Below are 12,133 nucleotides of genomic sequence, written 5' to 3' on the forward strand. Positions count from 1 at the left end.
TTAAGGGTCATCCCGTGATGTTTCTGCACGGGATCTCGCATCTAAGTACCGCTGAACGGTGAGAAGAGCCGCAATCCGTTGACCGTCCAAGAGCAAGGATCCGTCCACCGATAAGAGCATCAGTGATAGCAATGCCTGCTTCGCAGGGAAGCTTTTTTTGGTTCAACGTACTCTTTCCTACCACGAACCCGCTACCCCCAACCCCGGCCTTTTGCTTTTTCTTACAACTCACAACTTGCAACTTGGAACCGATCCTTTGCTCTTTCCTACCCCTTAACCCCTACCCCGTTCCTGCTTTCTTCAACGACTTCCTTCCATCTTCTGCAGGCATGCAAGTGTCCGTCATCTATCTCCTGAAGCTGAGGTTCTTCCATCTCCCAGCATTCTTCCTTTGCATAAGGACATCTCGGATGGAATCTGCAGCCGGGAGGGATATTGGCGGCTGAGGGGATCTCTCCCTTTATAGGCACTACCTTGGGTTTGTTCACCTTTCCCGCGACCGGTTCACATACGGCAGCAATGAGAGCCCTTGTGTATGGATGAACGGGATTGTCTATAACATCGTCTGGATCTCCTATCTCTATTATCTTTCCAAGGTACATGACAGCTATCCTGTCTGTGAAGTATCTCGCAGTAGAGAGATCGTGTGTTATGTAGAGATAAGTCAGTCCAAGGTCTCTCTGCACTTCCTTCATCATGTGTAGTATCTCCGCCCTGGTTGAAAGGTCTATCATGGATACCGGTTCATCCGCAACGAGAAGCTCGGGATTGAGAAGAAGAGTCCTGGCAGTAGCAGCCCTCTGTCTCTGACCACCGGATAACATGTGGGGATACCTCACAAGGAACTCATCTGGGGGGTTGAGCTTGACTTCCCTCAAAGCCTTCTCTATCATCTTCATTCTCGCGTCTCTGTCTTCTCCTAGTTTGTGTATTATGAGAGGCTCTTCCATGACATCCCTTATCTTGAACCTCGGGTTCATGGAAGCGTATGGATCCTGAAAGATCATCTGTACGTTCCTTCTGTATCTCTTCAGTTCATCTTTCTCTATATGAGTGACATCCTTTCCGTTTAGAAGCATGTTGCCGCGTGTAGGCTCGAGGAGTTTCATAATTAGTTTTCCCGTCGTCGTCTTTCCACAACCGGACTCTCCAACGAGACCGAATATCTCGCCCCTGTTTATTGAGAAGGATATACCGTCAACGGCCTTAACATAATTGTGTTCACCCTTGAAGAACTGGGATATGCTTCTCCTTATGGGGAACCACTTCTGAAGGTCTTTCACTTCAATGATCTTATCTGTCATCTCTTCTCACACCTCCAGCAGGCCACCATGTGTTCCTCTTCAATCTCAATAAGGGGTGGTTCTTCTTCCTTGCACTTATCCATAGCGAGGGTACATCTCGGATGAAATCTGCAGCCCGATGGAGGTTCCAGTAAGTCTGGAGGAGCACCGGGGATGAACGATAATTCACTTACCTTCGCGTGCAGTCTGGGAGTTGCAGCGAGCAAGTTTCTTGTATAGGGATGACAGGGCCCCTGTTCTCCGTATATCTGCTGGTTTGTTCCTATCTCCACTATCTTTCCGGCATACATAACGGCTATTCTGTCGGACACTTCCGCCTCAGTTGCAAGATCGTGAGTTATGAAGATGAAGGAAAGGTCGAGTTTCTCCTTCAGGTCTTTGAGAAGGTTTATTATCTGAGCCTGCACGATAACATCCAGGGCTGTGGTGGGTTCGTCACAGATTATCACCTTCGGTTCTAGAAAGAGAGCGGTAGCGATGGCGATTCTCTGTTTCATGCCACCTGAGAGTTCATGTGGATATCTCTTAACTATGTCGCTGGAGAGACCGACCAGGTTGAGATACTTCTCTATCCTCTTTCTCGCCTCGTCTCTCTCCATCTCTCTGTGTTCCTGCAGAGTCTCCATCATCTGTTTTCCGATGGTGTAGACGGGAGTGAGGGTATTCATAGCGCCCTGAAAGACCATGGAGATCTTCTCCCAGCGGATGTTCCTTCTCATTTCATTCTCACGCAGGGGAGTAATGTCTATACCGTCGACCACTATCTTCCCGCCTGCGATCTTACCCGGGGGAGTGGGCATCTTAAGCAGGGCGAAGCCGGTGGTAGTCTTTCCGCAACCGGACTCGCCTACTAGACCGAGAGTCTCACCCTTCTTGAGAAAGAAAGAGATATCGTCTGCGGCCTTCACGACGCCTTTGCTCGTGTAGTAGTAAAGCTTGAGGTTATCTACTGTCAATATGTTATCCATAGTCATTACCTCGTCTTCAGTTTCGGGTTAAGTATCTTGTCCATTGCAAACCCTACAAATGCGAATGTCATACCCATGAAGGCTATCGCCAGTCCTGGTGGTATTACCCACCACCACATCCCACTCAGCATAGCTCCGCCGCTGTTGGCTGCCTGGAGTATCTGTCCCCACGTAACAATAGTTGCATCTCCAAGACCCAAAAGGCTTATCGTAGCCTCTACAACGATAGCACCTGGGACATTGAGCGCCATAGAGGCGAAGGCGTAAGGGATAAGCAGAGGCACCATATGCTTGAAGATTATTCTCGTATTAGATGCCCCGAGAGCTCTTGAGGCCTCTATGTAGGTCTCTTCCTTTATCTGGAGTCCCATGCTTCTGACTGTCTTCACCGGTCCTACCCAGTAGAAGATGCACATTATTCCTATCATTACCCATATATTCGGCTTGAAGACTGCGCTCATGACGATGAGAACGGGAAGCATAGGAACGCTTATGAATATCTCGAATATCCTTTGCATGAGTGAGTCCTTCCAACCTCCGACGTATGCACTTATGACACCATATACGACACCTATGGATACTGAGATGAGGGCAGTGAGCAGTCCGATAAGCATAGCCCATTTCACGCCTGCGATTACTCCGCTCCATATGTCTCTCTTGGAGTTGTCCGTTCCAAGAATACCGTGCACTCTGCCTGCAATATTTACAAAGGCTCCTTCGATGTTTTCGTCGGCCTTCTGCAGCAAAAGGGTTACCTTCAACTTGTATGTTCCCACCAATGGCGAAGGGCTTCTGAATATGCCCGGTTGAGCCTTAGAGAACAGAACATCAGTAGTCTTTATGGTCTGAAGCTGGACTCCTTCTGAGGGGGAATACTTCTTTCCAAAATTCATGGCCGAAGTCTGAGACGATCTGTCTATCGAAACTCTTAGACTCTGAGTAGGGGACACTTCAAGCTGTTTTCTATATAGATCGATCGTCAAACCGTCCGGTCTCTCGATCGCAATAACTACAGTTGGTTTGCCGACTCCCGAGGCATGAAATACGATATCTGAAGGAGCAACTGAAGCAGAATAATCGTATTCGAAGACGTATTCTTGTATTCTCATCGCTCCCGCCATAGTCTCAGAAAACGAGTATTCCTCAATACTCTCGGAAACAGCTCTCTTTTTTGAAGCGAATATATTGATCCATGAAGGCGGAGCGCTAGCCGGCAGGTCCTGCCAATAAGTTATGTCCCTCCACTTCAGATTTGCTTCGGGATAGGGGACGATAACCGGTTCGAAGATCAAGATAAATATGAATATAACAAGAAAGATTACCCCGATTATGCCTGACTTGACCTTTCTGAACTCGCTCCAAAAACCGCCTAATGATCTTCTGAAGTCGCTAATAGTCACTGTTTACCACCTACCTTGATCCTTGGATCAAGCAAGCCATATATAAGATCAAGAATCACAAGACCACAAATATATAGTCCGGTCGTAATAGCCAGGTTTCCCATGAGGACCGGAACATCATTCTGCTGCAAAGCAATCCAGTACAGATTGCCCATTCCAGGCCAGGAGAAAATGCCCTCGAACACTATATTGCCTCCTACAGATGCCAGAAGAGCGAGAAGTGACATCGTTACAATTGGTGGAGCAGATGTTCTCATTGTATGCCCGTACAGAACTTTCCTCTCAGGAATACCTCTTGCTCTTGCTGCCATGATGTAATCATCCTGAAGGACTCCGAGGACTATGTTTCGAGTAAGGAAAGCCCTTCCCCAGAACCCGATGACAACAAGTGTCAGTACCGGAAGAGCTAGATGATAGAGAAGGTCGAAGAAATACGAAATTCCCTCTGGAGGAGGAGTAGAATGTAGACCACCTGAAGGAAAGATCTTCACTCCGTAAGCAAAGAACATTATCATTATCATTCCCAACCACCATGATGGCATGCCAAATACCACCATAGTTCCCACCGAAGTGCTTTTGTCTAGAACCCCGCCTGCTTTCTGTGCCTTTTTCAGTCCTAGAAGCAGGCCCAGGACAATGTCTACCATCATAGCTACCGAAAAGAGAAGAAGTGTCTTTGGGATCGCCTCCGAAACAACACTCCATACGCTCCTGCTGCCATCTGAAGCTCTAATGATTGTAGAATTCCCAAAATTGAATGTCAGCGTGTCCCATGTTCGCCACACTACTCTCTCAGCGACAGGTCTGTTCAGCCGGTATAGAGAGTACAGGTCGTTTCTTCTGTTTGCGACGTAATTTGCAAGCTGGCTCTCGTTGAGACTTGTCATCCTCATAGTTTCGCCTCTGATTTGCTCCTCTATCTGCGCTCTCAGAGTTTGCTCCATTACTGTATTGAATAGAGCAGAAAAGATGAAGATTAGGATTGAATACATCAGAAATCCGTATAAAACTCTCTTGATTGCGTATTTCCAGTACATAAGTCACCTCGATTGGCAGACAATTCCTTCTGACTTCCACTGACAAAAGTATTACCGGGACCTCCACCATTTCCAAATAAGCATCAGGAACGATCTCGTATTTCAGTTGCCTATGAACTGAATCACTCCGGGTGAATGTCTTGTGTTTTTGTGAGTGGTGTTAAGGTCTTCTCGGAGCAACTCGAAACAACATGATTAGAAGGAAAATCTAGTCTACAGATTATTTTCCTTTCAAAAGACACATAGTATTGCAAAGCACAGGAAAAGTTAGGATAGTCTTAATGATTCAAAGCAATTATATACTATTGGTTACGGGTTTCGATCTTGTCGCGATATAATCCAGAAAGAAAATCGGGAGGTATCATATGCGGTTGTCTTCATTTAATAAGGAAGCTATGAAGTACTTCAAATGGTTCAATGAACCAAGCAACTGGGAGCTGGATGGTGAGAAACTTGTGATTGATGCGGATTCACAAACGGATTTCTGGCAGAGGACGAGTTATGGGTTTAGAAACGATAACGGGCACTTCTTACATCTTTCTTTGATGGGAGATTTCTCGCTGATAGTTGGAGTGAAGTTTCTGCCGGTCAATCAATATGATCAAGCTGGTGTGATGGTAAGAATCTCTCCTTCTTGTTGGCTCAAGAGCTCGGTTGAATTTGAAGGCTCAGACCCATCAAAACTCGGTGCGGTCGTTACGAACTCGGGTTACTCGGATTGGTCAACTCAGAATGTGCCAGCCGATACGAAGGAGTTTAGGGTTCGTGTTGACAGAAAGGGGCCTGACTATTCGGTTTGCTTCTGGCAAGACGGCTGGATTCAGCTACGTCTGGCGAGACTATTGGAGGATGATGGCAAGATCCCGGTCATGGTTGGACCATATTGCTGTAGCCCGAGAGGTAGCGGATACAGAGTAGTTTTCGATGAAATCGACTTGCGTTCTGAATGAACATCGAAATCTCCTCTTTTAGCGCTGCTAGTTTTGCATCTTGCGGGTTTTAGTTTGAGCCGACATCGTGGTCTTCATCACCAGGCTTAAGCAGGTGTTCCGTCTTTTCGGCGATTTGTGCCCTGATTGTAAATGTTTCTGCAGACGAGGCTTCCGGATTTTTCCCTCCGTAGGCAAACTCAATCAGGACTTCCCCCGGGCCGGTGGGCTTCAAATGAAATATCGTATATCGGACGTCCATATACTCTTCTGCATAGGGACCGCTGATTACCTCAAATCCGGGACAAGAAGAGATCTGCCAATCGGAATTCTCATCGCTGCTTTTTTTTAGCTTAACAAACACGCTTTGCTGTATACCAATCTCAATTGTTCTACCATTGTCCGAATCCTGAATAATAATACACTCTCTAACGGGCTCTGCGACTACTATAGTGGCCTCGAATGTTCTTTCTGGAGGTAGATCCTCCCAGGAACTCCCGTAGTCAAAGCGAACAGACGCCGTACCGTAGTTCATTCCTTCAAAATAGTATACTTGCTCGATTACTTTCGCTGCATACAATGGATTTTCAGATACCCTGGTTTCGCTTTCTTCCGGCTGTCTAAGGATTCCGGGATTTGTTGATGCTATTCGCCATTTCAGGTCAGAATCAACTGGTGATTCTAGTACTACCTCGACCGGTTCGTTCAGTCCAACAATGAAGGTTTTTCCAGAATCCGGAGTTGTAATGGTTAGGGGCTCGACAGAATACTCTTCAACATCTAGCGACATTGAACAAGTTCTCATTGGAGTCTCGTCCCAAATGGAGCCGAATGAAAACGTGATTCGGGTTGATCCGGACCCAACCACTCTGAAGCTAAACACATCGTAGCCGTTGCCTTGTTCTATTGGTTCTTCGTAGAAGGGATCTGAAATGAGCCTCAACATGTCTTCATCGAAGTTACTAATCTTCCACGAATAGCCAGCTCCAGGACTTGAAGGAAGCATGACAGTAAAATCCTCACTTATCTGCATGTTCACGTTTCTCTCCAGGTCTTCCTGACCGAATACTCTGTCTCCAGGATTTCCTTGAAGAATCTCACGGCTTGTTTTCGGGAGTATTCCTGTGCTCGAGTTCTCTTCAACCCGTTTGAAGAAGCCGTCGACGATCAACTCAAAAGCAGCCTTTTCTTCAATCATTGGAAAGTGACCGCTGTTCATGAATGTCACAAATTCGCTGTTCGGAGCTCCAGACTGGTAGGCTGAGGTATGCGCGATCCCCGGAAAGCTCTTGATCCCAACGCAGACCAAAATAGGCACTCGAAGGTCGGGTAAACCTGAAGACAAGTCCAGTCCACGAAGTCTGCCTTCAATCGAGGTTGGATCCTCACCCCAGAAGAGGCTGTAGGTCGCCCTGTTAATCAGATCGTCCGTAATACCTTTGGCTCTGTCTTCAGCAGAAATACCGCCAAGCAAAAAGTTGTATTTGTCGAACCCATTCGTTGGCTCCGTTTCTCTTAGTTCGGATATTGCCAGATCAATCGCGGTATAGTTAAGTCTTGGATTGACCACTACAAGACTGAGGAGTCCGGGAGGATTTGTCAGAGCTAACCCTACGGCTACTGCACTTCCAAAGCCATGACCAACTAAATGGAAAGAGTTTAGGTCTAGGGAGTATATTAGTGCGGCTAGTTCAGATATATAGTACTGGAAGTCGATGTCTATAGAGGACGAATTCTCCGATTTCCCGCTTCCAAGGTGATCGTACCTTAGGACTCTTCTTTCCTGGAAGATACCCGTCATGTAAGAGCTGTCAAGACCGGGCCCATCACTTATTACTACTACTAGTTCCCCTTCGGTCCCCTCTATCTCGTAATAGATAAGGTTCCCATTGAAGACTATCTGTCCAGAAAACGATGAACAGACTGCTGACAGAACCAATAGAAAGACTGCAAGAATACTTCGCAAATCATTCACACTCCAGAAGATACACTAAGAGTCTTAACTCAACTATTATCCTATCGATCCGTGTCCAGTTCAAGTTGAACGCGAAAACCGAAAAGTCAAAACGCTAGTACGAATCCTCAGTCAGAGTTACGAAAAGGAATCTCTAGTGCATATGAAGCCAAACACACATCGGTGAATTTCCTCTGTTATTCCACGCATAATAGGGAATAAGAGAGAATTTTACATTTTCGCTCTTGCTTTTCACAGAACCGAGCGAGTTGTAAAGCTTCTTGTCCCAGTTGTTAATATCATAAGCGATTCCCTTTCCACTTAATGTGACTGGATTTCCCGTGAGCGTATCGCTTCGTGAGAGTTCTAAGTTTTTTCTCGAAGGGATAGACAACGTACGCACATCAAAAGAAGGATTGTCTACGCCTTCAGCACAGTAAACCAGCGGGCCGATTTGGACAGCAACTTTATCGGTATTCTCTCTTAGAAGTGGATTAGAGGTCATCAACCTGATTCTCATCGGAAATGTGAGCGAAATCTCTGTCTTGCCCTTCCAGTTGCCTTCAAGTCTCACAAAACCTCTTTCAGGTCTTGTTTTCTGTTTCACGCCGTCTACTTGAAGATCAAACTCCCCTTCGGTCCATTCAGGAATTCTTAGGAGAATCGAGATGTCTGTATCTAGATCGGTGGAGATAATAAGATCGATTTCTTCGGAATGAGGATAGGCTGTCTTCTGGATGATCGTCACCTCACCGTCCCTAAAGGGAATTGCAGACTTGCTCTCCTCGTAGAAATTGACTCTTATTTCGTTCAAAGTAGTACCGTAAATGTAGCCCCCGAAGGATGTGAGCAATCTTGCGATATTGGGGGGGCAACACGCGCATTCATACCATTCCTCTCGGCTGTGCTTTCCGGCATCCTCCAGAGGATTCACGTAGAAATATCGTTTACCGTCGAGAGAGATTCCAGAAAGGACACCGTTGTAGAAAGTCCGCTCCATTACATCGAGATACTTTGCGTCGCCGGAAATCATATACATACGCCAATTCCAGAATACATTTCCAATTGCGGCACACGTTTCCGCGTATGCTCTTCTGCTTGGCAGTTCGTACGCCTCGCCAAACGATTCTCCTTCATATCTTGAGCCAACTCCGCCCGTGATGTATATCTTTCGCGCGATCAGATCGACCCAGAGTCTTTCGAGAACTGCGAGGAGTGTTTCATCGCCTGTCTCTAGAAATACGTCGGCCGCTCCAGCGAGTAAGTAAAGCATTCTGACTGCGTGTCCAGTAAGTTCTTTGAGATCTCTAAAGGAAGCATGGTCAATATGATACTCGTCACCACCTACATAGCCCTTTCCGCGATTATCTATGAGTCTTTCCACGAACTCCAGATAAGCACGGTCGGCGGTTTCGCGATGAAGCTCAACCAATGCCATTTCTAGATTGGGATGCCCGGTAGTAACTTCACTGTCGTCGTCATGAAAAGTCTCCAGAATTTCGTCGGCCACTCGCTTGCCGATTACGAAAAGCTTCTCATCACCTGAAGCTCTCTTATATGCTATCCCTGCTTGAATAAGATGACCCGCGCAGTAGAGTTCATGCATGTTCTTAAGGTCTTTCCAGCGTTCCGAAGTCCGATCACCTATGAAGTAAGTGTCTATGTATCCGTTGCCGTTCTGAGCCTGAGCTTCCTCAATAAGTGTTATCAGTGACTCGATTCTCTCCCTGATTTCGGGATCTTCATTATACGGTAGCGAATAAGAAGCCGCCTCTATCCATTTGTATACATCGGAATCGTTGAAAAACCACCCGGTAAAGACTCCTTCCGATTTCCGTCCAGCCTTTCTGAAGTTTTCTATTCTTCCCGTCGATTCCAGATACTCATATTGAAGAGAGAGACTCGTCGACTTCATAAGTTCCTGATATCTGCTTACGAATCCCTCAAGTTTGACTCTTTCAAGCGCTATAGGTCTAACTTGCGCTCTTGGTGACCGCGAAGTGTCGTTGACAAAAGTCACGCTTTTCACCTCCAAAGAAGATGCTCTCTCCTCAAGAGTAGCAGAAAAGGTGAGAACTTTTGTATCCTGAGATAAGGAGGGGAAGACCATGTTTGAGAAGATAGATTATTGGGTTTCGGCAGCTAGTTACTCTGACAGAAATGGGACCTGGCTAATTGAGGCGGCACTTATCCATCCAAATGTGGGGGAGACCCACGAATATGGTGAGGAGTGGACACGCGAAGAGATCATTGATAAGTGCGACGTATTCGTGTTTTGTCTGATTTGTAAAGATGAAAAAGGGAATTGGAAGATGGGTTCTCAGTTGAGAAAAGTTGAGACCGAAAAAGGAGTATTTATCAGGACTGATGAGATGAAGAAGACAGGGGATTATCTTGGAGATATCCCGTTCTATGACAGTCTCAAGTAGTTGCAAGACTCGAAGTAAATGTTGGTTTAAGTTTAATCAAAGCCCACTTGGCTTTTCGTCCAAAGAAGAAACCGAGACTTCGGGAGCTGGAATTTGTTTGTTGGAAGCCGTAATGCATCATAATTAAATCTACTCAAGAGAGAGCTTCTTTTAAGGACTGTCGCTGTGATATTATTAAAATTACTATCAGTTCAAATGAACTAGAATTCTTTGTATCATTTTGCGGATAAAAAATGGTTTGGGGGTTTCAGATGAGAGCTAAGATTCTCTTGACGCTTACCATTATACTTATGTTTTCCCTAGCAACTGCCTTTGGAGTTGGTTTTATCAAATACCTGGTCAGGCCAGGTGATCGTCTCTTCAATATAATCAGGGATTATAACCTGAGAATAAGCACTGTCCTCGATTTGAACAGCATTAGCGATCCCCGTCAGCTGGAACCGGGTGAGTTCATTTACCTTCCTACTGGAGATGGCTTCTTCTATGAGGTTCAGTACGGTGATTCCATCGATTACATTGCTCGGCTGTTTTTTGCGCTTGCAGAGCATATAATGGTCGCAAACAATCTTAGCTGCAATTCCTATATATATCCCGGCCAAAGTCTGTTCATTCCGCTTGATTCGATAAACGTGTGCGGCAATGCAAATCCCGGTACACAGTTCACCTGGCCGGTCTATGGGAAGATTTCTTCGGAGTTCGGCTGGCGCAAAGATCCATTCACCGGCGCCTCAACCTTTCATTCCGGTATGGACATAGCAGTCCAGAAGGACGCTCCCGTCTTTGCTGCGAAGGATGGAACGGTTATAGAAGCCCAGGAAAACGGAGGATACGGACTGAATATAATAATCCAACACTATGACGGCACCAAGACAAGGTATGCTCATCTTAACAGAATAAGCGTCTATGTAGGGCAGAGAGTTCTCAGGGGGGAGCTAATCGGCAGAGTTGGAGAGACAGGACGAGCAACCGGGCCTCATCTCCACTTCGAGATCGTAGACTCTAACGATCAGTGTAGAGATCCAAGAAGCTATCTAACAGGAGCGAATTACATGTATGTGAGAAGAGAAATCGAAACTCTTGGTGTCGGAGGTAGGTAAAATCCCTAGTACAATATTTGTTGAATCTGACTCATTTGATCCCTGGCTGAATCTCGCAGTCGAAGAGTATCTTCTAAATTCATTTGCCAAAGAAAACATTGTTCTTTACCTATGGCAAAACGAGAACACGGTAGTGATTGGTCGAAACCAGAACGCTTGGCAGGAATGCAGGCTGGACAACCTTCACAGAGATGGTGGTAAGTTAGCAAGAAGACTATCCGGAGGCGGTGCGGTTTTTCATGATCTTGGAAACCTCAACTTTACCTTCCTCTTGCCAAAAAGAGAGTACGATCTTCACAGGCAACTATCGGTAATTGTGGACGGGGTAAAATCGGTAGGTATAGATGCTCATTTCAGTGGTCGAAATGACATTCTCGCGGAGGGAAGGAAGTTCTCTGGAAATGCTTTCTACCATGGACAGTATGCCTCTTATCACCATGGAACTATCCTCGTTGATGTAGATACGAGAAGACTTTCTGAATATCTGAATGTCTCCAGAGCAAAGATAGAATCGAAGGGAGTTAAGTCTGTCGTTTCTAGAGTAGTGAATCTAAAAGAGCTGAAACCTGACCTTACCATAGAAAGAATGAAAGAGGCAATGTATATGGGGTTCGCTGAAGAATACGGCAGAATACACGAAGTCTTGGATTTTGACGAACTAAGGAAGTCACTCGATGTGAAGTCGCTTTACGGAAAGTATTCTTCTAAGGAATGGCTATTGGGAAAGAGTCCGGAATTCAATTTCAAAATTGGCAATAGGTTTTCCTGGGGAGGTATCGAGCTGCTTTTTACATCGAAGAAGGGAATTATATCCGACGTGATAGTTTATTCAGACTCGATGGATGTGGATTTCATTGAACAACTGAAACGAGAGCTAATCAGAGTTGAGTTTTCCAGAGTTGCCATAATGAAAGCGATTGAAATGCTTCCAGACTGTTCAGAAAGAAACGATATCATTGCGTGGCTTCAGACAACCGATCTGAACTAGTTCATCTTCAGCAGTTGCACTCGCTTT

At 45.9% G+C, this 12,133-nt stretch carries 10 protein-coding genes; 4 read left to right on the forward strand and 6 right to left on the reverse strand.

Features of this window, described 5'->3' with window-relative positions; genetic code table 11:
* Positions 1-266: 266 nt before the first annotated feature.
* The 4 genes from Q502_RS09735 to Q502_RS09750 are packed head-to-tail and all read right to left on the reverse strand — an operon-like array spanning position 267 to position 4,709.
* Positions 267-1,304, reverse strand: coding sequence for an ABC transporter ATP-binding protein (locus tag Q502_RS09735; RefSeq protein WP_112109553.1), 1,038 nt, complete (start codon positions 1,302-1,304; stop codon positions 267-269).
* Positions 1,301-2,272, reverse strand: coding sequence for an ABC transporter ATP-binding protein (locus Q502_RS09740; protein ID WP_099829757.1), 972 nt, complete (start codon positions 2,270-2,272; stop codon positions 1,301-1,303). Before Q502_RS09740 ends, Q502_RS09735 begins: the two co-directional genes overlap by 4 nt.
* Positions 2,273-2,277: 5 nt before the next feature.
* Positions 2,278-3,672, reverse strand: coding sequence for an ABC transporter permease (locus Q502_RS09745; protein WP_099829758.1), 1,395 nt, complete (start codon positions 3,670-3,672; stop codon positions 2,278-2,280).
* Positions 3,669-4,709: an ABC transporter permease gene (locus Q502_RS09750; RefSeq protein ID WP_099829759.1), complete on the reverse strand. Its 1,041-nt coding sequence runs from the start codon at positions 4,707-4,709 to the stop codon at positions 3,669-3,671. Before Q502_RS09750 ends, Q502_RS09745 begins: the two co-directional genes overlap by 4 nt.
* A 365-nt stretch (positions 4,710-5,074) precedes the next feature.
* Here Q502_RS09750 and Q502_RS09755 point away from each other — a divergent pair, with 365 nt between their 5' ends.
* Positions 5,075-5,659, forward strand: coding sequence for a DUF1349 domain-containing protein (locus Q502_RS09755; RefSeq protein WP_099829760.1), 585 nt, complete (start codon positions 5,075-5,077; stop codon positions 5,657-5,659).
* A gap of 49 nt (positions 5,660-5,708) precedes the next feature.
* On the opposite strand, the gene Q502_RS09760 is transcribed toward Q502_RS09755, so the two are convergent.
* Entirely contained in the window at positions 5,709-7,604 is a 1,896-nt protein-coding gene (locus Q502_RS09760) for an alpha/beta fold hydrolase (protein ID WP_099829761.1), read from the reverse strand.
* Between the two features lie 142 nt (positions 7,605-7,746).
* On the reverse strand, positions 7,747-9,612 hold the full coding sequence (locus Q502_RS09765) for a glycoside hydrolase family 127 protein (protein ID WP_099829762.1): 1,866 nt from the start codon (positions 9,610-9,612) through the stop codon (positions 7,747-7,749).
* Between the two features lie 88 nt (positions 9,613-9,700).
* Between Q502_RS09765 and Q502_RS09770 the strand changes: the two genes are divergently transcribed.
* From Q502_RS09770 to Q502_RS09780, 3 genes are all read left to right on the forward strand, one after another.
* Entirely contained in the window at positions 9,701-10,021 is a 321-nt protein-coding gene (locus Q502_RS09770; RefSeq protein WP_099829763.1) for a hypothetical protein, read from the forward strand.
* 251 nt (positions 10,022-10,272) lie between these two features.
* Positions 10,273-11,118 carry a M23 family metallopeptidase gene (locus tag Q502_RS09775; RefSeq protein ID WP_099829764.1) on the forward strand — a complete coding sequence of 282 codons (846 nt, stop codon included), beginning with the start codon at positions 10,273-10,275 and terminating at the stop codon, positions 11,116-11,118.
* The gene (locus Q502_RS09780) at positions 11,102-12,106 is read left to right on the forward strand and encodes a lipoate--protein ligase (RefSeq protein WP_243392300.1); all 1,005 of its coding nucleotides are present in this window, start codon (positions 11,102-11,104) and stop codon (positions 12,104-12,106) included. The genes Q502_RS09775 and Q502_RS09780 overlap by 17 nt, the downstream gene beginning before the upstream one ends.
* The last annotated feature ends 27 nt before the right edge of the window (positions 12,107-12,133 follow it).

It is taken from the genome of Mesotoga sp. Brook.08.YT.4.2.5.2., from assembly GCF_003351125.1.
In the GTDB taxonomy this organism is placed as follows: domain Bacteria; phylum Thermotogota; class Thermotogae; order Petrotogales; family Kosmotogaceae; genus Mesotoga.